We start from the raw sequence: 21089 nt of genomic DNA on the forward strand, positions 1-21089 counted from the left end.
GCATCTGTCGATGACGGTACGGGTACCGTGCGACGCCCGCGCGGCGAGCGACCCGAACGGGTGACGGGTGGTCTCAGGCGAACGCGGACAACCCGGTGAGCCGCTGCCCGATGACCAGCTGGTGGATCTCGGAGGTGCCCTCGTAGGTGAGCACGCTCTCCAGGTTGTCGGCGTGCCGCATCACCGGGTACTCGCCGGAGACCCCGTTCGCGCCGAGGATCGTCCGGCACTGCCTGGCGATGGCCAGCGCCTCCCGGACGTTGTTCAGCTTGCCCACGCTCACCTGCTCCGGCCGCAGCGTCCCCGCCTCGGCCAACCGGCCCAGGTGCAGGGCGAGCAGCAACCCCTTGCTCCACTCCACCGCCATGTCGGCCAGCTTGGCCTGGGTGAGCTGGAACCCGGCCAGCGGGCGGCCGAACTGGGTCCGGGTGGTGGCGTACGACAGGGCGGTTTCCAGGCAGTCGCGGGCCGCGCCGAGCGCGCCCCAGACGATGCCCTGCCGGGCCTCGGTCAGGCAGCTCAGCGGCGCCCGCAGCCCGACCGCCTCCGGCAGCAGGGCGTCCGCCGGCAGCCGGACCCCGTCGAGGGCGATCTCACCGGTCACCGACGCCCGCAGCGACATCTTCCGCCGGATCTCCCGCGCGCCGACCCCGGGGGTGTCCATCGGTACGAGGAAACCCCGTACCCCCTGGTCGGTACGCGCCCAGACCACCCCGACGTCGGCGATCGGCGCATTGGTGATCCACATCTTCGCGCCGTCGAGGATCCAGTCGTCGCCGTCACGACGGGCCCGGGTCGTCATCGAGGCCGGGTCGGAGCCGTGGTCGGGCTCGGTCAGGCCGAAGCAGCCGATCGCCTCTCCGGCCGCCATCGCGGGCAGCCAGCGCTGTTTCTGCTCCTCGCTGCCGAAACGCCAGATGGCGTACATGGCCAGCGAGCCCTGCACCGAGACCAGGGACCGGACGCCGGAGTCGCCGGCCTCCAGTTCCAGGCAGGCCAGCCCGTACGCCACGGCCGGGGCGCCGGCGCAGCCGTACCCGGTCAGGTGCATGCCGAGCAGGCCGAGCTTGCCGAACTCCCGGGCCAGCTCGCGGGCCGGGACCTGGCCGTCCTCGTACCAGCCGGCGACGTACGGGCGGACCCGGTCGTCGACGAGCCGGCGGACGACGGCCCGGATCTGCCGCTCCTCCTCGCTCAGCGAGGCGTCGACGTCCAGCAGGTCCAGCGCAGTGCCCATGGCCGCCACCTTAACGACTGCTCAGGAAGGCGTCACTCGGGCTGACCGTTGAACACCAGCACCCGGGCGTGGATCTGGTTGCGCTGCTGCAACGCCGCCCGCAGCGCCCGGTGCAGGCCGTCCTCCAGGTAGAGACCGCCGCTCCACTCCACCACGTGCGGGAAAAGGTCACCGTAGAAGGTGGAGTCCTCGGCGAGGAGCTTGTCCAGCGCCAGCTCGCGCTTGGTGGTGATGAGCTGGTCCAGCCGCAGCGGACGCGGCGGGATCTCCGCCCACTGCTTGAGAGTCAGGTTGTGTTCCGGGTAGGGACGCCCGTCCCGGACCGCTCTGAAGATCACGGCACGCTCCCCTCCCGTGGTCAGGCCGACCCTCGGCGTGGTGCCGGGCCACGCCGAAGTGCCGCACGGTGCGGCACCGATGACGGTGCCAGCCTATCCGCCCCCGCCACACCGCGTTTTGCTCCCCGTTGTCAGTTTCCGTCCCACCGGCATCCACCGCGGAGGGTACGAACCAGCGTCAACTCCACCGACCGCGCCGGACCACCTCGTCCACCGGCCGACGCCCCCGACGCAACGACGGTGACCGATGATCGACGGCCCGATAACCTACCGTGATCGCGCCGATCGGGTGGTACTCCGGCGGCACCCCGAACGCCTCCCGGTACGGCGGCAGCCGGTCGGGTGGGATGCCGAAGAAGCACGCCCCCAACCCCTCGTCCACGGCGGTCAGCAGCATCAGCAGCGCGGCGAAGCCGGTGTCGACATACCAGTAGGGCACCGGCCAGCGGTCCTCCGAGCGGTCCGCCCAGCCCTTGTCCGGCTCGGCGTAACGCTCCAGGTAGACCGACCGGTTGGCGTGCGGCACCACGATCAGCGGGGCCCGCCGCATCCCCGCCAGCCACCGTTCCCGGCCACCGCCCGAGGGAGTGGTGGCCGCCCAGAACCGCTCCCGGTCGGCCGGCTCCTCAAGCACCAGGAAACCCCAGCCCTGGGCGAAGCCCGCCGACGGCGCCCGGACCGCGTGGTCGAGCAGCCGGTCCACCACCTCCGGCGGGACCGGACGGTCCGGGTCGTAGTTGCGCACCATCCGTCGTCGTCGGACCAACTCGCCGAACTGCATGCTCAGACCCCGGGCCGGATGCCCCAGGTGCCCCGCCAGGTCTCCCCCGGGGCCAGCTCGATCACGTCCCGGCCGGACCGGAACGCGTCGGGCGGGCAGGTCATCGGCTCCACCGCCACCGACCTGCGGTGCCGCTCGCCGGTGAGCGCGTCGCCGGTGAAGACCTGCCACCAGCCGAACTCGCGGTCCGCCCAGAGGTGCACGCCGTCCGCGTCGTCGGGGGCGGCCAGGGTCACCGACGAGCCACCGTCGTCGTCCCGGATCACGTCACCGAAGCAGAGGTCGAGCTGGGCGTCCCCGATCGGCCTGGGGGTGGTCCAGTCGTACTCGGTGCCGGCCACCGGGGTCGCCCCGATCGGCAGCAGCCGGGCGTCGACCTGGAGCCGGCTGCGGGCCGGCATCCGCATCGTCAGGTCGTCCACCGCGACCCCGGCCAGCCGCAGGTACGGGTGGACGGAGAACCCGAACGGGGCGGTCTCGGCCCCGGTGTTGGTCACCTCGTGCGCGGCCCGCAGCCCGTCCGCCCCCACGCTCCACCGGGTACGCAGCCGCAACGGCCACGGGTAGCCGGGGGTGGGCGGCAGCTCGTAACCGAGGGTGACCGAGTCGGCGGACTCCTCGACCGGCTGCCAGCGCACCCAGTTGACCAGGCCGTGCAGGGCGACCCCCCGGTCCGGCTCGGTCAGGTCGAGCTGCAGCGCGCGGTCGCCGAAGGTGTACTGCCCGTCCCGGATCCGGTTCGGCCAGGGGGCCAGCACGTGCCCGGCGCTGCCGGGGCTGATCTCGTCCTCGGCGTACCCGTCGAGGTAGTCCACCCCGTCCCGCCGGTACGTCCGTACCCCACCGCCGACCTCGACGATGACGGCCTCGTGGCCGTCGGCGGCGATGGTCCACTGTGTCCCCGAGGCGGGGCGGTGCGCGGCGTTGTCCATACCGTGACCTTAGTCGGTGGCCTGCCCGGCCCGCCGGACCCGGCGCACCCGTCCCACCGGGCGCCGATCAGCTACGGTCGCCCGCCGCCGCCCTGGTCGCCCGGTAGCGCAGCAGGGCCGGGAAGCTCACCACCAGCAGCACCGCCAGCGCGGCCGAGAGCAGGCCGCCGCCGACCCAGGCGACGCCGGTGCCGAACCCGGCGGCCATCGCCCCGGCCCGCAGGTCACCCAGGCGCGGACCGCCGGCCACCACCACGGTGTTCACCCCCTGGAGCCGGCCGCGCATCCGGTCCGGCGCGTAGACAAGCAGCATCGACTGCCGCAGCACCGCGCTGACCAGGTCCGCCGCGCCCGCCACCGCGAGCAGCAGCACCACCAGCCAGAGCTGCCGGGCCAACCCGGCCGCCGCGATGGCCAGCCCCCAGCCGACCACCGCCACCACCAGGGCCAGCCCCTGCCGTCGCAGCCGGCCGATCCAGCCGGAGGTCAGGCCGCCCAGCATCGCGCCGATGGCGATGGCGCTGTAGAGCCAACCCACCGCCGCCCCGCCGCCGAACCGCTCCTGCGCCACCTCGGGAAAGAGCGCCCGGGGCATGGCCAGGATCATCGCGATCAGGTCGATGGCGAACGACGAGAGCAGCACCGGTGTGGTGGCCAGGTAGCGGAAGCCGTCGAGGATGCCGGCCAGCCCACCCCTGCGCGCCTCACCCTCGGCGGGTGGGGCCGGTGGCATCGCGGGCAGCCGCAGCGTCGCCACCACCAGCGCGGTGAACAACAGCGCGTCGGCGGCGTACGCGATCGGCAGGCCGGTGCCGGTGCCGAAGGCGGCGAAGATCAGGCCGGCGGCCAGCGGCCCGACCACCGACGCGGCGGTGAAGGTGGTGTAGTTCAGGGTGCTGCCCGCCGGGACCAGCTCCCGCGGCAGCAGTCGGGGCAGGATCGCCGACCGGGCCGGCGAACTGATGGCGAACGCGATCGAGTGCACGGTCACCAGCGCCAGCAGCAGCACCGGGCTGCCGATCCCGGACAACGCGTGGCCGAGCAGGCCGAGCATCGACACCCAGAGCAGTGCCGAGCCGACAAGCAGCACCCGCCGCCGGTCCCGGGCGTCGGCGACCGCCCCGCCCCACAGCCCGAAGACCAGCAGGGGCAGGAAGCCGGCCACCCCGAGCAGACCCACCCAGAAGGAGTCGCGGGTCAGCGCGTACATCTCCACGGGTACGGCGACCGCGGTGAACTGGAACCCGAACATCGCCACCGTGTTGCCGAGCCACATCCGGCGGAACGCGGGGATCCGCAGCGGGCGCAGGTCGATGGCCCAGCGTCGGGCGCTGTCCGACCGGCCCGGTTTGACGTCGGTCACGGGGCCAGCCGCTCGACGACCCAGTCGTCCCCCTCGACCCGACGGAACCGCAGCCGGTCGTGCAGCCGGCCGGCCCGGCCCTGCCAGAACTCCACCGACTCCGGTCGGACCCGGAACCCGCCCCAGTGCGGGGGCGCCGGGACCGGCGTTCCGGCCGGAAAGCGCTCCGCCGCCGCCCGGTACGCCTCCTCCAGCGCGGCCCGGTCCGGCACCACCTCGGACTGGGTGCTCGCCCAGGCCCCGAGCTGGGAACCGCGCGGCCGGGTGGCGAAGTACGCCTCGGTCTCGGCCCGGTCGACGGGCGCGACCCGGCCGGTCACCACCACCTGCCGCTGGATGGCGAACCAGGGGAACACCAGACTGGCCCACGGGTTGACTGCCAACTCGGTGCCCTTACGCGACAGGTGGTTGGTGTAGAGGACGAAGCCCTCCCGGTCGTACTCCTTGAGCAGCACGGTCCGGCCACTGGGCCGGCCGGCGGCGTCCGCGGTGCCGAGGACCATCGCGTTCGGCTCGGGCAGTCCGGCGGTGACCGCGTCGGCGAGCCAGCGGCCGAACTGGGAGGGCCAGTCGGCGGCCAGGTCGGTCTCGGAAAGGCCCAGGTCGGCGGCGTACTCGTTCCGCATGGCCGCCAGGGCGGGTGTGTCCCCCGTCACGTCGCTCTCCCTCTCCTCGGGCGGCCCGCGTCCTGACGACGCCGGTCGGCCCACTGATCAGTCTCACGGCAGGTGCCCCGGCGTCCAGCGGCGGGGATGTCGCGTGCAGCACAGTCGTCGCGGGTCGCGCACTTGGTTACTCACCAGGCAAGATGGCACGAACACATCCCTGAGGGTCGCCTAAGGTACCGGGCCGGACCGAGCCCGTGGCGGGCGCACCGAGCCGGAAGCCAGGAGACGACATGGCCGACTTCAAACCGGGCCTCGAAGGCGTCGTAGCCTTCGAGACCGAGATCGCCGAACCGGACCGCGAGGGTGGCGCGCTGCGCTACCGGGGCGTGGATATCGAGGATCTGATCGGTCAGGTCTCCTTCGGCAACGTATGGGCGCTGCTTGTCGACGGGCGTTTCGGCCCCGGCCTGCCGCCGGCCGAGCCGTTCCCGGTGCCTGTGCACTCCGGCGACATCCGCGTCGACGTGCAGTCCGCGGTCGCCATGCTGGCCCCGTACTGGGGGCTCAGTCAGCTGCTGGACATCTCCGACTCCCAGGCCCGCGCCGACCTGGCCCGGGTCTCGGTGACCGCGCTCTCCTTCGTCGCCCAGTCCGCCCGCGGTCTGGGTCTGCCGGCGGTCCCGCAGAAGGAGATCGACAAGGCCGAGACGATCGTCGAGCGCTTCATGAAGCGTTGGCGGGGCGAGCCGGACCCCCGACACGTCAAGGCCGTCGACGCGTACTTCATCTCGGCCGCCGAGCACGGCCTGAACGCCTCCACCTTCACCGCCCGGATCGTCGCCTCCACCGGCGCCGACGCCGCGGCCTGCATCTCCTCGGGCATCGGGGCGCTCTCCGGCCCGCTGCACGGCGGCGCGCCGTCGCGGGTGCTCACCATGCTGGAGGCCGTCGAGCGCAGCGGCGACGCCGAGGGGTACGTCAAGGGCGTCCTCGACCGGGGCGAGCGGCTGATGGGCTTCGGCCACCGCGTCTACCGGGCCGAGGACCCGCGCGCCCGGGTGCTCCGGCGCACCGCCCGGGAGCTGGGCGCACCCCGTTTCGAGGTGGCCGAGGCGCTGGAGAAGGCCGCGTTGGCCGAGCTCCAGGCCCGCCGCCCGGACCGCGTCCTCGCCACCAACGTCGAGTTCTGGTCGGCCGTCGTGCTGGACTTCGCCGAGGTGCCGGCGCACATGTTCACCTCGATGTTCACCTGCGCCCGGATGGGTGGCTGGTCGGCGCACATCCTGGAGCAGAAGAAGCTCCAGCGACTGGTCCGGCCGTCCGCCCGGTACGTCGGGCCGAACACCCGCAAGCCGCAGCAGGTCGAGGGCTGGGACGCCATCCCGCACGGCGTCTGATCCGGTTCCACCCGCGCAGGGGCGTCGACCGGTCGGGTCGACGCCCCTACGCGCGTACCCCGGGTCGACCGCGCCGGTGTGGCCGACGCCTCAGGCCCGGGTCTGGGACCAGCCGGCATCCGACCCGGCACGGGTGCGAGGATGAAGGCCGGCAGTGTCGCCGGACCGGCCCGGACCCGGCAACGTCGTGCTCTCGCACGCGACCGCCGCAGGTCCGCGCCCGTTGAAGGGCCCGCCCTCGCCCATGCGGAAGGATCGAGACAACCGTGGCTGACGCACCGACCATCCGGATTCCCGACGACATCAAGCCCGCCGACGGGCGGTTCGGCTGCGGGCCGTCCAAGGTCCGTCCGGCGGCGGTCTCCGCGCTCGCCGACGTGGCGACCAGCTACCTGGGCACGTCGCACCGGCAGCAGACCGTCCGCGCCGAGGTCGCCCGGTTGCGCCGGGGCATCGCCGATTTCTTCTCCCTGCCCGAGGGCTACGAGGTGATCATCGGCAACGGTGGCGCCACCGCCTTCTGGGAGGTCGCGACCTTCGGTCTGGTCCGCGACCGCGCGCAGTTCGCCAGCTTCGGCGAGTTCGGTGCGAAGTTCGCCAAGTCGGTCAAGGACGCGCCGTTCCTCGGTGAGCCGACCGTCCGCAAGGCCGAGCCGGGCAGCGCCCCGGGCCTGCAGGCCGAGGCCGGGGTGGACGTCTACGCCACCCCGCACAACGAGACCTCCACCGGTGTCGCGGTGCCGATCGCCCGGGTCGCCGACGCCGACCCCGGTTCGCTGCTGCTTGTCGACGCGACCTCCGGCGCGGGTGGCCTGGAGGTCAACGTCGGCGAGACCGACGTCTACTACTTCGCCCCGCAGAAGTGTTTCGGCTCCGACGGTGGCCTGTGGCTGGCCCTGATGTCGCCGGCCGCGCTGGAGCGGGCCACCGAGATCAAGTCGTCAGGCCGGTACATCCCGGCCTTCCTCGACCTGGTCACCGCGATCGACAACTCGCGGCTGGAGCAGACGTACAACACGCCCGCGCTGGCGACCGTCTTCCTGGCCGCCGAGCAGACCGACTGGATGAACTCGCAGGGCGGCCTGAGCTGGGCGGCCAAGCGCACCGCCGAGAGCGCCGGGGCCGTCTACGGCTGGGCCGAGCGGGCCGACTTCGCCACGCCGTTCGTCACCGACCCGGCGCTGCGCTCCAACGTGGTCGCCACCATCGACTTCGCCGACGGGGTGGACGCCGCCGCGATCGCCAAGGTGCTCCGGGCGAACGGGATCGTCGACACCGAGCCGTACCGCAAGCTGGGCCGTAACCAGCTGCGGGTCGCGCTCTTCCCGGCGGTGGAGCCGGCCGACGTGGAGGCGCTCACCGCCGCCATCGACTACGTGGTCGAGCGGCTCTAGTCACACCCGTCACAGTGGGTGGTCGCAGCGGTCGCTGCGACCACCCACTGTGATCATTGCCGCAGCTCAGTCGCGACATGCGCGAGTCACATCCCCCACCTGTGGGCAGATAAGCGTACGGTGGTGCGAGGACGCCCGGGTGGCCGGCTCGTGGCGTGACGGCCAGCGAAGCGGGACGGAGGCTACGCCATGCGCCCAGTACGCTTCGTCGCCCTCTCCGAGGACGGCCAGGCGCTGGTGCTCGCCGACGAGGTCGGGCGCCTGCTCGCCCTCCCCATCGACGAACGCATCGCGACCGTGCTGCACGCCGAGCCTGGTGCGCCGCCGCTCGCCGTGGTCCCCACCAGCGTCGACCCGACCCCCTCGCTGTCACCTCGGGACATCCAGGCCCGGATCCGCTCCGGCGAGTCCGCCGAGGACGTCGCCCGGATCGCCGGCGTCCCCGTCGACCGGGTGCTGCGCTATGCCGGCCCGGTGCTCCAGGAACGGGCCATGCTCGCCCAGCACGCCCGGCGCACCCGGCTCAAGGGGGCCGAAAAGGCCACCCCGCTGGCCGAGGTGGTCAACGGTCGGCTGGCCCAGCATGGCATCGACACCGAGAAGATCTCCTGGGACGCCTTCCGGCGCGACGACGGCACCTGGCGGATCATCGCCACCTGGCCCTCGGGCAAGGCCACCGCGCAGGCGGTCTGGGATCTCGACAAGCTCCGGCAGAACGTCACCCCGCACGACGACATGGCGCAGTACCTGTGCGCCGAGCGCCCCACGCCGATCCTCGGCCAGGAGCCGGCGCCGGAGCGGGGCGGTCACGCGCTGCCCGGCCCGTCGCGTGGTGAGCCGAGCCGGGGTGGGCACGGCCTGCCGGCCGCCAGCGAGCAGGCCCGTCCGGGCCGGGACCCGATCCGGGCCGGGCGGGACGCCCTGCTCGCGTCGCTCGACCGTCCGCTCGGCGGCACCTCGGGGCGGGGTCTCGACCCGCGTTCCCCGGCGGCGTTGGCCGGCGCCGACGCACCCCGTCAGCGGGCCGTCGGCGGGGGCGCCGCCGCACTGCTCGGCGGTGGTCAGGGTTCCGCCTTCGACGACGACTCGGACGCGCCCAAGGAGATCCCCGCCGTACCCTCGCTGGCGGTGCTCCGGCCGCGACGCACGGGCGCGGCGGCGGCTGCCGGCGGCGAGTCGACGGACGCCTCGGGCAAGCCGCGCAAGCGCCTGCCGAGCTGGGACGACGTCCTCTTCGGCAGCGGCCCGGCCGCCCGCGAGTCCTCCTGACCCGAGGCACCACGCTGGCACCGCGAGGCACTTCTCCCCCGCACGTGTCAGGGTGGGGCCATGGAGTACACCAATCTGGGACGCACCGGGCTGTCGGTGAGCCGGCTCTGCCTCGGCACGATGAACTTCGGGCGGCAGACCGCCGAGCCGGACAGCTTCACCGTGATGGACCGGGCGCTCGAACACGGCATCAACTTCTTCGACACCGCCAACGTGTACGGCTGGCAGACCGGTGAGGGGATCACCGAGCAGATCATCGGTCGCTGGTTCGCCCAGGGCGACGGCCGGCGGGACAAGGTCGTCCTGGCCACCAAGGTCTACGGCAAGATGGGCGAGTGGCCCAACGAGCAGGGCCTGAGCGCCCGGCACATCATCCGGGCCTGCGAGGACTCGCTGCGCCGGCTCCAGACCGACGTGATCGACCTCTACCAGATGCACCACGTCTCCCGGACCACCCCGTGGGAGGAGATCTGGCAGGCGATGGAGACGCTGGTCGCCCAGGGCAAGGTGATCTACGTCGGGTCGTCCAACTTCGCCGGTTGGCACATCGCGCAGGCGCAGGCCGCCGCCGGGAAGCGCAACTTCCTCGGCCTGGTCGCCGAGCAGTCCATCTACAACCTGCTCACCAGGCACGTCGAGTTGGAGGTGATCCCGGCCGCGCAGCACTACGGCCTGGGGGTCATCCCGTGGTCGCCGCTGCACGGCGGGCTGCTCTCCGGGCTGCTGCGCAAGATGGCCGAGGGCAGCGCCTCGCGGGGCACCGGTGGTCGCGCCGCCGACGGGCTCGCCGTACACCGGTCGACAATCGAGGCGTACGAGAAGTTCTGCGCGGACCTGGGTCACGACCCGGCGAACGTGGCGTTGGCCTGGTTGCTCTCCCGTCCCGGGGTGACCGCCCCGATCATCGGCCCGCGCACCGTGGAGCAGCTCGACAACACCCTGGGCGCGCTCGCGGTGGAGATCGACGAGGCGACGGCGCAGCGGCTCGACGAGTTGTTCCCGCCGGTCGGCAACGGTGGCCCCGGCCCGGAGGCCTGGGCCTGGTGACCCACCGCTGATCCGCGGGGACGGCTCAGAGGGGCCAACTGGCGAGCGGGGTGTAGCGGGGGCCGGGGCGGCTGTGCACCAGCACCATCCCGGTCGCCGGCCACCACTGACCGGTGTGGTCGTCGAGGGCGAGCCGATCGGCGTCCACCTCGGACGGGTCGAGCCGGTCCCCGGGGCGGGCCACCGTCAGGTGTGGGCGGAACGGTTTCCCGTCGTACGGCAGGCCGGTCCGACGCAGCTCGGCGCGGATCAGCCGGGCCAGCGTCCGCAGCGCGGCCACCTCGCCCTGGACGTCCACCCACAGCACGGTGGACCGGCCCTGTCCGAAGCGGCCCCCGCCGCCCAGCCGCAGCCGGGGCGGGCGGTCCCAGCCGGCGCGGGCGGTCCCGGCGGCCGACCCGAGGGCGTCCGCCACCTCGGGCAGCCGACCTGCCTCGACCTCACCGAGGAAGGCCAGTGTGACGTGCAGGTGGGCCGGCACGGCCAGGCGTACGTCGAGGCCGGCGGCGGTGGCCGTGCCGACCCGCAGGCGGGCCACCCGGGCGGTGAGTTCCGCGACGGCGGACGGCGGCGGGTAGACCGCGACGAAGAGCCTCACGCCCGCCGGTCACGGGGGCGGCGATCGGCGCGGGTGGCGGGCAGCCCGAGCCCCGCCGAGGCCAGCAACCCCTCGACCCGGACCCGTTCGATCTCCCGGTCGACCCCGGTCAGCTCGGCCAGGTGCTCGACGATCCCCAATGCCCGGCAGGCGGCGCGGAGCCGGTCGTCGTACGCCTCGATCACCGACCGGTGGACGACCGAGCGACCGCCGGCGGCGAGCCGGTGGCGGCCCAGCCGCCGCAGGTCGGCGGCGAGAAGTTCGAGAGGCCGGCGGTCGGGCCGGTCCAGCTCGGTCAGGTCGACGTCCCGGGTGAGCGCGTCGGCGGCGAAGGCCCGGTCGAGCCGGGCGATGCTCCGGCGTTCCCGGCGGCGTTCCCGCCACTCGGACCAGCCGCAGACCACCCGGTCGGCGATCTCGTCGAGGCAGAAGAGCAGGACGAACACCACAGGCAGGCATGCCATGGCGAGGAAAGCCAGTATCAGCGTCAGCGTGCTCCCGCCTGCCACACCTCGACGCTACGGCCCACCGCCGCTGAGCGCCACCGCTTTGTTGCGGTCCGGAGTCGGTCCGCTCGCTCCTCCCGGCCACCGGCGACGCCGGGGCACGGGTGTCGGTCCGCACCGGCCGGTGGACAGCGGGTGACCGGTCACCGCCCGCTGGGGGTCAGCAACCGGGCCCGGGAGACCACGTAGAAGCGGGGCAGCGGCAGGACCCGGAAGCGCAGCCGGGCACCGGAGCGGCGTAGCTGCCAGGTAAGCGCGAGCAGGGCGGTGGCCAGCGAGATCAGTCCACCCATCCAGATGCTCGCCCCGGCACCCCAGGTCTCGGCGACCCAACCGATGATCGGCGCGCCGACCGGGTTGGTGCCCAGGAACACCAGCACCCACAGGGACATCACCCGCCCCCGGAACGCGGCGTCGGTGCCGAGCTGGACCCGCTGGTTGGCGGCCTGGGCGAAGAAGACCATGAAGAACCCGGTCGGCAGGAGCAGGGTCACCACCAGCCAGTACGCCGGGGCGAGGCCGACCAGGGTGCCGAACCCGGCACAGCCGACCGCCGCGCCGAGCACCAGCCAGACCGAGGGGCGGCTACGCCGACCGGTGCCGGCGAGCGCGCCGACCAGTGCACCGACCGCCAGCGCGGTGCTGAACAGGCCGAACGAGGCGGCCCCGGTGTGGAAGACCGTCTTGGCGAGCGCGGCGAGGGTGAGCTGGAAGTTGAACAGCGACATCCCGATGACCGACATGACCACCATCGGCAGCAGCAGGTCGGGGCGGCGCCTGACGTAACGCAGCCCGTCGACGATCTTCGCGGAGTCCCGTTCGCCGATCGGGAGGAGATCCTTGCGGTGCAGCTCGGCCGGGCGCATCCGGACCACGTTGGCCAGCGGCGCGATGGAGCTGACCGCAGTGAACAGGAAGACCGGGCCGACGTCGAAGGCGGCGATGGCCAGGCCGGCGACGGCCGGGCCGACGATCCGGGCCGAGTTGAACACCGCGGCGTTGAGGGAGAGCGCGTTGGGCAGCAGGGTGGTGCCGACCAGCTCGCTGACGAACGCCTGCCGGACCGGGGTCTCCACCGCGTTGGCGGTGCCGAGCAGGGCGGCGAACGCGAAGACGTGCCACAGCTCGACCAGACCGGTGAGCACCAGCAGGCTCATCCCCAGCGCCAGCACCGTCCAGAAGGCGTTGGCGACGAAGAGCAGCATTCGCTTGTCGTACCGGTCGGCAAGCCGGCCGGAGAGCAGGGTGAGCAGCAGCACCGGGGTGAACTGGAGCGCGGTCACCACGCCGAGCGCGGTGGCCGAGTTGTCGGAGAGCTCAAGGACGAGCCAGTCCTGGGCGATGAACATCATCCAGACGCCGATCAGTTTGATCAGCTGTCCGGTGGCGAAGAGCCGGTAGTTGCGGACTCGCAGGGACTGGAACATCGTGCTCAGCTTCGCCTGCACTCTTGGTGCGCCTCCTCGGGTCGCGTACGCGTCATCCACGGCGGACGGCGCGGACCCGGTGGGGCGTCAGGCGCGGGCGAGCTGCTGGAGGATCTCGGCGGCCCGCCGTAGCGTGTCGCGGTCGTCCTCCGTCAGCGCGGCGAGCCGGCTGGCCAGCCACTCGTCGCGGACCCGCTCGAACTGGTCGAGCACGGCCCGGCCCCCCTCGGTGGCCGCCAGGATGACCTGCCGGCCGTCGGTCGGGTGAGGGGTGCGCTGCACCAGGCCGCGCTCCTCCAGCTTCGCGACGATCTTGGTCATCGTCGGTGGCTGGACCCGTTCGACGTCGGCCAGTTCCCGGGGCGTCAGCGCGCCCGCCAGCCGGAGGCTGGTGAGCGCGGAGAGCTGGGTGACCGTCAGGTCGCCCACCGGGCGGGCCTGCCGGACCCGCCTGTTGAGTCGGGTTATCGCATCACGCAGCTGGGGTGCCAGCTGCGCCGGTGGCACGCGGTTCGCCGTCACCGTCCGCTCCGTCACAGTCGTTAGCTTAACTAATGAGCCTGGCTAACGACACGCGATATGACCATGCTCACGAGGAGGAGTTCCGCCGTCGCGGACCGGGCATTCCGGTAGGGCTGCCCGGCCCGCGACGGCGGGGTGGCGCTACGTCAGCGCGGCCTCGATCGGCCCACGCAGGAAGTACAGCACGAACAGCACCGCCACCGCGTAGAGCAGCGGGTGGATCTCCCGCGCCTTACCCTTGGCCAGCTTGAGCAGGACGTAACTGATGATGCCCGCGCCGATGCCGTTGGAGATCGAGTAGGTGAACGGCATCAGGGTGATGGTGAGGAACGCCGGGATGGCGATCTCGTAGTCGGTCCAGTCGATGGTCCGTACCGCGGTCATCATCAGGAACCCGACCACCACCAGCGCCGTCGAGGCCGCCTCGAACGGGATCACCGTGGACAACGGCGACAGGAACATCGCCAACAGGAACAGGCCGCCGGCGACCAGGTTGGCCACCCCGGTCCGGGCACCCTCCGCGACCCCCGAGGCGCTCTCGATGTACGACGTGTTGCTGGAGACGCTCGCCGCGCCACCCGCCGCCGCGGCGATCGAGTCGACCAGCAGGATCTCCTTGGCCCGGGGCGGGGTGCCCTGCTCGTCGAGCATGCCACCCTCCTGGCCGATCGCGACCATCGTGCCCATCGTGTCGAAGAAGTCCGTGATCAACAGGGTGAAGACGAACATCAGCGGGATCAGCCAGCCGGCCCGTTCCCACGCGCCGAGCACGTTGAAGTTACCCAGCAGCGACAGGTCGGGGACGTCCACGATCCGCTCGGGCAGCTTCGGGACGTTCAACGACCAGCCCTCGGGGTTGGGCTTGCCGTCGACGAAGGACGGCCCCACCTTGGCCACCGCCTCCACGACGATCGCCAGCGCGGTCGAGGCCAGGATGCCGATCAGGATCGCGCCACGCACCCGGCGCACCACCAGCACCAGCGTCACCAGCAGGCCGACCACGAAGACCAGCATCGGCCAGCTGACGATCTTGCCGTTGATGCCCAGCCCGACCGGCACGGTGCTGTTCGCCGCATCCGGCACCCGCCTGACGAAACCGGCGTCGACCAGGCCGATGATGGTCAGGAACAGCCCGATGCCGACGCCGATCGCGGTCTTGAGCTGCGTCGGGACCGAGCGGAACACCGCCGTACGCAGGCCGGTGAGGACGAGGACGGCGATGAGCACACCCTCGATCACCACCAGCCCCATCGCGTCCGCCCAGGTCATCTCCGGGGCGATCTCGAACGCGACGAGGGCGTTCACGCCCAGACCGGCGGCCAACGCCATCGGGAACCGGCCGACGACCCCCATCAGGATCGTCATCAGGCCGGCCACCAGCGCGGTCGCGGCGGCCAGGGCGGGAATCGAGAGCTTCTGGTCGTCGCCGTCGGCGGCACCGCCGAGGATCAGCGGGTTCAGCACCACGATGTAGGCCATCGTGAAGAAGGTCGCCAACCCGCCCCGCACCTCGCGGCTCATCGTCGAGCCACGGGCGGAGATCTCGAAGAACCGGTCGAAACCGTTCCGGGGGTGGGCGGGATCGGGTGGAATGCCGTTGTCCGGCGGCGCAATGGCCATCAGGTCCTCGCAGGTGATCTTCCGTTTGTCGCGCGCATCGTCCCAGATCAGCGGCGGGCCGGGAAAGTGCTACGCGGTACGCTTCTGCCCGTGCCACAGGAGCAACCACCCCGACCCGAGCCGCTCGACCCGCCGATGGTCCCGTTCGCGGTGGCCGGGCTGATCGCCTGGGCGGTGGCCGGCCTGGTGCTGCTGATCTTCTTCCGGGGCTGGCTCGACGAACACGGTCACCAGGGCTGGCTCTGGACCTGCCTGGCCGGGTTCCTGTGGGGCTTTCCCGGTCTGGCAGTGATGATGCGGCACGACGCCCACCGTCGTCGCCGTCGGCAGTCCACCCGTCAGGGCTGACCGCCCGCGCCGAGCTCCCGAACCCGGCCCGCCCGAGCGGACCAGCGGTCAGGAGGCGCGGACCAGCGGTCAGGAGGCGCGGACCAGCGGTCAGGAGGCGTCGGACGACTCCACCGGCGCGGACGACTCCACCGGACCGGCAGCCCCGCTCACCGTCATCGACTCGACCGCGCTGTCGTCGTACACCGTGGGAAGCTCGTCGATCGCCGGCTCGGTGGTCTCCACCAGAGCCTCCGAGTGCGCACCGCAGCCGTGGTCGGCGCTGACCACCCGACCGTCGTCGGGTGCGTAGAAGTTGCCACAGGCCCCGAAGGTCTGCCGGAGCGCGCCGGCCAGCGGAAGGTAGAAACCACAGGTGCCGCAGCGGGCCGATGCGGGGGCGGCGGCGGAGATCGGCGCGGTCGGGCCGTGGTCCCCGTCGTACCAGCGCTGGGCCGCCTCGGCCCGGCCCTCGCGGGACAGCACCCGGGGGCGACCGAGGCCAAGCTCCCAGGAGGTCTCCTCGACCGCCGGGTCGTCGGAGAGCAGGTACCCGGGGGCGAGCCGGTCGTCGTCCGACGGGGTGAGCAGCAGGTCACCGGGGCCGAGGTCACCCGGCTTGAGGCGTTCCTGCCAGGGCAACCAGCCGGGCGCGAGCAACGCGTCGGAGCCGGGCAGCAGCACCGTCTCACAGACGGTGACCTGCCTGCTGCGCGGAACCCGGGTGACGGTCACCGCCCAGCGCCAACCCCGGTAACCACCGAGCAGACATTCGAAGTAGTGGGTGACGACCCGGTCGCCCTCGGCAACCGCCCGCAGGTGGTCACCGATGTCGGCGGGCTCCACCTCGGTGATGGCGTCGCGGGCCACCTCGACGGCGGTAGCGCAGACCTGGTCGAGGCGGGCGGCACGGGCGGGAGCGGGCCTGGTCACCAGACCATTGTTCCCCATGCGCGGTACGCACCGACAGGCACTCCCCGAGTGAGTCTTCCCCCGTGGTGCGGCGTACCTGGATCAGATGGGCAAGGATGGTGCACATGCCGCTGTTCTCCCGCTCCGGGCGGTCCGTGCTGGGACGGACCGTCGGCACCGGCATCCGCACCACCCGCCTGCTGCTGCGGGGCTCGGTCAACGGCGGGCGCTGGGTGACCCGGCGGGCCGGGTCGGCCCGCGCGAAGGGCGCCGGCGGCGAGGCCGGCATGGTCCGCCTGTTCGACCTGCACGCACTCTCCTGCGCCGGCGACACGTTGATCGCCATCGGCCTGGCCGGGACCATCTTCTTCGACGTGCCGCTCGGTGAGGCCCGCAGCAAGGTGGCGCTCTACCTGCTGGTCACGATGGTGCCGTTCGCGATGCTGGCACCCGTGGTCGGCCCGCTGCTCGACCACTTCCGGCACGGCCGCCGGTACGCGCTGGCCACCACCATGCTCGGCCGCGCCTTCCTGGCCTGGTTGATCTCCGACTACCTCGGCAGCCTGGGGCTCTATCCCGCCGCGTTCGGCGTGCTGGCGCTCTCCCGGGCGTACGGGGTGGCCCGCTCCGCCGCCGTACCCCGGTTGTTACCGGAGGGCCTCGGGTTGTCCCAGGTGGGGGCGCGGGCCAGCGTCTACGGCACGGTGGCCGGGGCGTTGGTGGTCCCGCTGGGGCTGGCGACGTTCTGGTTCGGGCCGCAGTGGCCGCTCCGGGTCGCCTCGGTCATCTTCCTGGTCGGCATGGTGATCGCGCTGCGGCTGCCGCCCAGGGCGGACTCGGACCCGCCCGAGCGGGTGCCCCGTCCGCTGCGGGCGCTGCGCCGCAAGGGGGACCGGCCGCTGGGCCGGGGGCGGCCGGCGGGTCGGCTGGTGATCGCCACCCTGATCGGTGCGGCGGGGCTCCGCGCGCTCTACGGTTTCCTCCTGCTCTTCCTGGCGTTCGCGCTGAAGAAGGGGGACCTGACCAACGACTTCTTCGGCCGGCGGCTCAACGACCAGGCGGCGCTGGGCATGATCGGCGGGGCGCTGGCGCTCGGTGGATTCCTGGCCACCGCGGTCGGCACCCGGTTACGCATCCACCGGCCGGTGGCGATCCAGTCCAGCACGATGATCATCGTGGCCGGAGTGGGGATCCTGGCCGTGCTGAAGTTCTCGCTGCCGATGGTGGCCCTGTTCTGCCTGGTCGCAGCCCTGGCCAGCGGGATCGCCAAGCTCGCCGTCGACGCCTCGATCCAGGAACGCATCCCGGAGCGGTTGCGGGCCAGTTCCTTCGCCCACTCGGAAACCGTCCTGATGCTCGCCTTCGTCGCCGGTGGTGGGCTCGGCCTCGTACCGTTCGAGGGCCGGATCGGCATCGCGGTCGCCGCCGGGGTGGGCTTCCTCGCCGCCGCCCGGGGGGTCGTCGTCGCCGGCCGGCTGCGCACCCAGCGGCTGCTGGGCCGACCGTTGACCGACGAGGAGTTGGCCGCCCAGGACCAGGCCGACCTGACGACCGGTCAGCTGGCCGTCAGCGCCGACGATGCGGCGGCCGAGGCGGCGGCCCGGGCGGCACCGACCTCACCGGCACCGAGCGGGGCGGGCGGCTCCGCACCTCACGGCGACACGCTGGCCCCGCCTGGCTACCACATCTACCGACCGTCCTCGGCGGTCCCGGGCAGCGGCGTCGACGACGAGCAGCGACGGCAGTCACCGGGTTCGGTGTCGTGACGGGTCTGCTGGTGCTGACCGCCGTACCGGCCGAGGCGGAGGCGGTCCGGGCCGGCCTGACCGATCCGACGGTGACGGTCCGGGCGATCGGCGTGGGCCCGGCCGTGGCCGGTGCCACCACGGCCCGGCTGCTGGCCCTGGCCGAGGCCGCCGGCCGCCCGTACCGCGCGGTGGTCAGCGCGGGGATCGCCGGCGGCTTCGCCGGTCGGGCCCCGGTCGGCGGTACGGTGCTCGCCTCCCGCAGCGTCGCCGCGGACCTCGGGGCGGAGTCACCGACCGGCTTCATCCCCGTCGACGAGTTGGGCATGCCACCGGAACTGCTCGGTGGCGGCCCCGCCATCGAGGTCGACCCGATGCTGCTGGGCGTGCTGCGCGCCGCCCTCCCGGAGGCGGTGGTCGGAGCGGTGTTGACGGTCGGCACGGTCACCGGCACGGCCGAGAGCACCGCCGCACTGGCGGACCGGCACCCCGACGCGGTGGCCGAGGCCATGGAGGGGTACGCGGTGGCGATCGCCGCCGCGCAGGCCGGCATCCCCTTCGCCGAGCTGCGTACCGTCTCCAATCTGATCGGCCCCCGGGACCGCGACGGATGGCGGATGCGCGCGGCGTTCACCGCCCTGACCGAGGCAGCCTGCGCGCTGTCCTGACCGATACGGCCCGGACGATGGCCTGACCGATACGGCCGGGGCTACGGCGGTCGGGGTACTGGGCCGACCGGGCGTTGCAGGGACATGGCGAGGGGACGTCCGGTGGCCACCCGGAAGCCGCAGGCCGCCAGGAAGCGGGTGCCGAAGTGTTCCTCGACCACGGTACGGACCAGACCGATGCCCACCTCCTCCATCCGCTGTGCCATGGCTGCCACCAACCGGCTGCCGATACCGATCCGACGATGCCCGGCCGCTACCAGCACCCCGTCGAGCACCAGCTCGCGCGGCCAGTCCAGGTCGTCGCCGTAGACCAGCTGCGGATCACGCTCGTGGGCGCGCAGCTCCCCCAGCAGGGTGCCGTCGGGCAGTTCGGCCACGAACCGCCAGGCCGTCGGGGGCCGGCCGTCGCCCGCCACCCACCGGACCGTGGCGTCCCGACGGACCCGCTCCGCCGCCCGACGCTGGTCCCGGTAACCCCGGTTCCGTTCGTACGCCGCCGGCGGCAACCGCAGCGGCCACAGCGGAGGCGGCAGGTTGTACCAGTCTGCCCACCAGGCACCGGGCCAGTCCTTCGGCTCGTGCACCGGCCAGACGTCGAGGTGGGCGGGATAGCGACGCCCGGCGGTGTCCCGCAGGTCGTCGTGCGGCACCGGCGGCAGCGAACAGGTCATCCCCGCGGCCGATGTGTGACCGGTCGAAGTGACGGGGGTCGGTGCGGCGGTCGCGGTCTGGGACTGGGGCGCGGTCTGGGACTGGGTCGCGGTCTGGGACTGGGTCGCGGTCAGTGCCGACGATGGGGTGGGGGCTGGGGCTGGGGCCGGGGCGGGAGTCGGGGGCGGGGCGGGAGTCGGGGGCGGGGCGGGAGGTGACGTGGTCGGCAGTGGGACCGTCGGCAGCGACACCGTCAGGGTCCCGCCGACCGCCTGCACCAGTCGCTCGATCGTGTGGAACCGTGGATCGACTGCCCTGCCCGACTCGATCCGGGCGATGGTCGCCTGGGGTACTCCCGAGCGCATGGCCAACTCCCGCTGGCTCAGATCGGCTTCTCGGCGTAGCGCCCGGACCGTCCGACCCAGATCGGCCGGTAGGGCGTCCCTGGTCGTCACGTCGACCATGCTTCCGTTGTCCCGCTACAGGTTCAACACCCTCGTTCCAGCCTGTGGATAACGCTGTGGACAACCGCCGGAGCTGGGGACAAGTTATTGAGGTCGCGTCCTTTGGAGCTGATGACGTCAGCGATTCACCTCCCGGCTCACACATCCCGGCGATCTGTCGCTCTTCCTGGCCGGGGCTCTTCGGCACCCGGCCTCGACTCCACCGGAGGTTCCGGTCGCGGGCAGAGGCGGCTCGGGTGCGAAGCTGCGCCCGCCAGCCCACAGCCCGCCAGCCCACAGCCCGCCAGCCCACAGCCCGCCAGCCCACAGCCCGCCAGCCCACAGCCCGCCAGCCCACAGCCCGCCAGCCGGCGGGGCCGGCGGCGTGCCCATTTTTTGGCGAGGCGTGCCTATTCTTTGGCGAGCTGCTGTGTCAGTAGATCCAGGCCACCCCTGATCAGCCTTCCGTAATCGTCGTCGCCGAGCGCGCCGATCCCCGCCTGCGCCTGCTGGAGGCACTCGCGTGCCCGGTCGAGATCGCCGAGCCTGCGGTAGCACTCTCCCAGGTTGAGGTGCAACGAGGGATACAGGGCAGCCACCGACATGGGCACCCCGGCCCGCGCGACCCGGTCGTCGGTGAGCAGATCCGCCGCCGCCAGGGCGCGCTGGTCCCAGACCAGCTCCTGCTGGACGTCGTCCTGCACATCGGCCATCGAGTGCGCAAGCACGCAGACATGCAGGGGATCACCCTGCTCCTCGCCGATTTCATCCCAGATCTGGGCGAACAGGTCGCGGGCAGCCGCAGGCCGGCCCTGCTGGTGGTGCAACTGCACGCCCTCGTTGATCCGGGTGAGCGTGTCATCGGTGTTCATCGGCTGCTCCCGTGTCCGCCCTCGCCACCGGTACGCCCGCCGTCCGACAGTGACGCGGTGACACGTGCCTGTTCTCGCGACGATGGCATGGATCGTAGTTGCCGCGTGACCGTCAGCAGCGCGGGGATCGCACACCGCAGCCGGTACCGGGCCAGCGCCGAGATGGCCGACTGAGCCCCTGCCCTGCGCGGCGCGGCGCGGCGCGGCCCTGCGCGGCGCGGCGCGGCGCGGCCCTGCGCGGCGCGGCGCGGCGCGGCCCTGCGCGGCGCGGCGCGGCGCGGCCCTGCGCGGCGCGGCGCGGCGCGGCCCTGCGCGGCGCGGCGCGGCGCGGCCCTGCGCGGCGCGGCGCGGCGCGGCGCGGCCCTGCGCGGCGCGGCCCTGCGCGGCGCGGCGCGGCCCTGCGCGGCGCGGCGCGGCCCTGCGCGGCGCGGC

The 21089-nt window shown here is 72.9% G+C and carries 21 protein-coding genes and 1 pseudogene; 7 read left to right on the plus strand and 15 right to left on the minus strand.

All coding sequences use genetic code 11. The features are described 5' to 3' along the window. Nucleotides 1–73: 73 nt before the first annotated feature. From OHQ87_RS21825 to pdxH, 6 genes are all read right to left on the minus strand, one after another. Complete coding sequence (locus OHQ87_RS21825; protein ID WP_328340629.1) at nucleotides 74–1237, minus strand: acyl-CoA dehydrogenase family protein; 1164 nt, start codon at nucleotides 1235–1237, stop codon at nucleotides 74–76. 32 nt (nucleotides 1238–1269) lie between these two features. Continuing rightward, nucleotides 1270–1575, minus strand: coding sequence for a type II toxin-antitoxin system VapB family antitoxin (locus OHQ87_RS21830; RefSeq protein WP_328340630.1), 306 nt, complete (start codon nucleotides 1573–1575; stop codon nucleotides 1270–1272). 178 nt (nucleotides 1576–1753) lie between these two features. Further along, the gene (locus OHQ87_RS21835; protein ID WP_328340632.1) at nucleotides 1754–2356 is read right to left on the minus strand and encodes a nitroreductase family protein; all 603 of its coding nucleotides are present in this window, start codon (nucleotides 2354–2356) and stop codon (nucleotides 1754–1756) included. Nucleotides 2357–2358: 2 nt separating this feature from the next. After that, nucleotides 2359–3288 carry an aldose 1-epimerase family protein gene (locus OHQ87_RS21840; protein ID WP_328340634.1) on the minus strand — a complete coding sequence of 310 codons (930 nt, stop codon included), beginning with the start codon at nucleotides 3286–3288 and terminating at the stop codon, nucleotides 2359–2361. 67 nt (nucleotides 3289–3355) lie between these two features. After that, complete coding sequence (locus OHQ87_RS21845; protein WP_328340636.1) at nucleotides 3356–4651, minus strand: MFS transporter; 1296 nt, start codon at nucleotides 4649–4651, stop codon at nucleotides 3356–3358. Beyond that, nucleotides 4648–5277, minus strand: coding sequence for a pyridoxamine 5'-phosphate oxidase (gene pdxH / locus OHQ87_RS21850; RefSeq protein WP_328348947.1), 630 nt, complete (start codon nucleotides 5275–5277; stop codon nucleotides 4648–4650). The genes OHQ87_RS21845 and pdxH overlap by 4 nt, the downstream gene beginning before the upstream one ends. Nucleotides 5278–5549: 272 nt before the next feature. Here pdxH and OHQ87_RS21855 point away from each other — a divergent pair, with 272 nt between their 5' ends. The 4 genes from OHQ87_RS21855 to OHQ87_RS21870 all read left to right on the plus strand — a co-directional run bounded on the left by OHQ87_RS21855 (nucleotide 5550) and on the right by OHQ87_RS21870 (nucleotide 10366). Then, on the plus strand, nucleotides 5550–6656 hold the full coding sequence (locus tag OHQ87_RS21855) for a citrate synthase 2 (RefSeq protein WP_328340638.1): 1107 nt from the start codon (nucleotides 5550–5552) through the stop codon (nucleotides 6654–6656). A gap of 266 nt (nucleotides 6657–6922) precedes the next feature. After that, nucleotides 6923–8050, plus strand: coding sequence for a phosphoserine transaminase (gene serC / locus OHQ87_RS21860; RefSeq protein WP_328340640.1), 1128 nt, complete (start codon nucleotides 6923–6925; stop codon nucleotides 8048–8050). 189 nt (nucleotides 8051–8239) lie between these two features. Further along, nucleotides 8240–9319 (plus strand): septation protein SepH, encoded by a 1080-nt coding sequence (gene sepH, locus OHQ87_RS21865; protein WP_328340642.1) that lies wholly within the window; start codon nucleotides 8240–8242, stop codon nucleotides 9317–9319. Between the two features lie 60 nt (nucleotides 9320–9379). After that, a complete protein-coding gene (locus OHQ87_RS21870) occupies nucleotides 9380–10366 on the plus strand; it encodes an aldo/keto reductase (protein ID WP_328340644.1) in 987 nt (328 codons plus the stop codon). A gap of 25 nt (nucleotides 10367–10391) precedes the next feature. On the opposite strand, the gene thpR is transcribed toward OHQ87_RS21870, so the two are convergent. The 5 genes from thpR to OHQ87_RS21895 all read right to left on the minus strand — a co-directional run bounded on the left by thpR (nucleotide 10392) and on the right by OHQ87_RS21895 (nucleotide 15039). Further along, a complete protein-coding gene (gene thpR / locus OHQ87_RS21875; RefSeq protein ID WP_328340646.1) occupies nucleotides 10392–10964 on the minus strand; it encodes an RNA 2',3'-cyclic phosphodiesterase in 573 nt (190 codons plus the stop codon). Continuing rightward, nucleotides 10961–11473, minus strand: coding sequence for a hypothetical protein (locus OHQ87_RS21880; RefSeq protein WP_442930588.1), 513 nt, complete (start codon nucleotides 11471–11473; stop codon nucleotides 10961–10963). The genes thpR and OHQ87_RS21880 overlap by 4 nt, the downstream gene beginning before the upstream one ends. A 140-nt stretch (nucleotides 11474–11613) precedes the next feature. Beyond that, nucleotides 11614–12918, minus strand: a complete 1305-nt coding sequence (locus OHQ87_RS21885) for an MFS transporter (RefSeq protein ID WP_328340648.1) — start codon at nucleotides 12916–12918, stop codon at nucleotides 11614–11616. Between the two features lie 66 nt (nucleotides 12919–12984). Then, the gene (locus tag OHQ87_RS21890) at nucleotides 12985–13434 is read right to left on the minus strand and encodes a MarR family winged helix-turn-helix transcriptional regulator (RefSeq protein WP_328340650.1); all 450 of its coding nucleotides are present in this window, start codon (nucleotides 13432–13434) and stop codon (nucleotides 12985–12987) included. Nucleotides 13435–13560: 126 nt separating this feature from the next. Then, nucleotides 13561–15039 (minus strand): NCS2 family permease, encoded by a 1479-nt coding sequence (locus OHQ87_RS21895; protein ID WP_328340652.1) that lies wholly within the window; start codon nucleotides 15037–15039, stop codon nucleotides 13561–13563. 90 nt (nucleotides 15040–15129) lie between these two features. Here OHQ87_RS21895 and OHQ87_RS21900 point away from each other — a divergent pair, with 90 nt between their 5' ends. Continuing rightward, nucleotides 15130–15387, plus strand: a complete 258-nt coding sequence (locus tag OHQ87_RS21900) for a DUF2530 domain-containing protein (protein WP_328340655.1) — start codon at nucleotides 15130–15132, stop codon at nucleotides 15385–15387. Nucleotides 15388–15477: 90 nt separating this feature from the next. Here the strand turns inward: OHQ87_RS21900 and OHQ87_RS21905 are convergent, their stop codons facing one another. Next, nucleotides 15478–16317 carry a DUF3027 domain-containing protein gene (locus tag OHQ87_RS21905; RefSeq protein WP_328340657.1) on the minus strand — a complete coding sequence of 280 codons (840 nt, stop codon included), beginning with the start codon at nucleotides 16315–16317 and terminating at the stop codon, nucleotides 15478–15480. 86 nt (nucleotides 16318–16403) lie between these two features. Here OHQ87_RS21905 and OHQ87_RS21910 point away from each other — a divergent pair, with 86 nt between their 5' ends. Both OHQ87_RS21910 and OHQ87_RS21915 read left to right on the plus strand, forming a co-directional pair. Further along, the gene (locus OHQ87_RS21910) at nucleotides 16404–18044 is read left to right on the plus strand and encodes an MFS transporter (protein ID WP_328340659.1); all 1641 of its coding nucleotides are present in this window, start codon (nucleotides 16404–16406) and stop codon (nucleotides 18042–18044) included. Then, nucleotides 18041–18691, plus strand: a complete 651-nt coding sequence (locus OHQ87_RS21915) for a futalosine hydrolase (protein ID WP_328340661.1) — start codon at nucleotides 18041–18043, stop codon at nucleotides 18689–18691. Before OHQ87_RS21910 ends, OHQ87_RS21915 begins: the two co-directional genes overlap by 4 nt. 41 nt (nucleotides 18692–18732) lie before the next feature. Here the strand turns inward: OHQ87_RS21915 and OHQ87_RS21920 are convergent, their stop codons facing one another. From OHQ87_RS21920 to OHQ87_RS21930, 3 genes and pseudogenes are all read right to left on the minus strand, one after another. After that, nucleotides 18733–19341 carry a GNAT family N-acetyltransferase gene (locus tag OHQ87_RS21920; RefSeq protein ID WP_328348949.1) on the minus strand — a complete coding sequence of 203 codons (609 nt, stop codon included), beginning with the start codon at nucleotides 19339–19341 and terminating at the stop codon, nucleotides 18733–18735. A gap of 267 nt (nucleotides 19342–19608) precedes the next feature. Further along, nucleotides 19609–19806, minus strand: a pseudogene (locus OHQ87_RS21925) (helix-turn-helix domain-containing protein); the annotation flags it as partial. Between the two features lie 389 nt (nucleotides 19807–20195). Further along, entirely contained in the window at nucleotides 20196–20657 is a 462-nt protein-coding gene (locus tag OHQ87_RS21930; protein ID WP_328340663.1) for a tetratricopeptide repeat protein, read from the minus strand. Between the last annotated feature and the right edge of the window lie 432 nt (nucleotides 20658–21089).

Origin of the sequence: Micromonospora sp. NBC_00421, assembly GCF_036017915.1 — a bacterium.
Taxonomy (GTDB): domain Bacteria; phylum Actinomycetota; class Actinomycetes; order Mycobacteriales; family Micromonosporaceae; genus Micromonospora.

What these genes read in the sequence shown, in the direction of transcription:
- OHQ87_RS21825 (WP_328340629.1), bottom strand. Translation starts at nt 1,237, where the DNA reads ATGGGCACTGCGCTGGACCTGCTGGACGTCGACGCCTCGCTGAGCGAG.
- pdxH (WP_328348947.1), bottom strand. Translation starts at nt 5,277, where the DNA reads ATGCGGAACGAGTACGCCGCCGACCTGGGCCTTTCCGAGACCGACCTG.
- OHQ87_RS21905 (WP_328340657.1), bottom strand. Translation starts at nt 16,317, where the DNA reads ATGGGGAACAATGGTCTGGTGACCAGGCCCGCTCCCGCCCGTGCCGCC.
- sepH (WP_328340642.1), top strand. Translation starts at nt 8,240, where the DNA reads ATGCGCCCAGTACGCTTCGTCGCCCTCTCCGAGGACGGCCAGGCGCTG.
- OHQ87_RS21855 (WP_328340638.1), top strand. Translation starts at nt 5,550, where the DNA reads ATGGCCGACTTCAAACCGGGCCTCGAAGGCGTCGTAGCCTTCGAGACC.
- OHQ87_RS21870 (WP_328340644.1), top strand. Translation starts at nt 9,380, where the DNA reads ATGGAGTACACCAATCTGGGACGCACCGGGCTGTCGGTGAGCCGGCTC.
- OHQ87_RS21840 (WP_328340634.1), bottom strand. Translation starts at nt 3,288, where the DNA reads ATGGACAACGCCGCGCACCGCCCCGCCTCGGGGACACAGTGGACCATC.
- OHQ87_RS21895 (WP_328340652.1), bottom strand. Translation starts at nt 15,039, where the DNA reads ATGGCCATTGCGCCGCCGGACAACGGCATTCCACCCGATCCCGCCCAC.
- OHQ87_RS21835 (WP_328340632.1), bottom strand. Translation starts at nt 2,356, where the DNA reads ATGCAGTTCGGCGAGTTGGTCCGACGACGACGGATGGTGCGCAACTAC.
- OHQ87_RS21930 (WP_328340663.1), bottom strand. Translation starts at nt 20,657, where the DNA reads ATGAACACCGATGACACGCTCACCCGGATCAACGAGGGCGTGCAGTTG.
- OHQ87_RS21910 (WP_328340659.1), top strand. Translation starts at nt 16,404, where the DNA reads ATGCCGCTGTTCTCCCGCTCCGGGCGGTCCGTGCTGGGACGGACCGTC.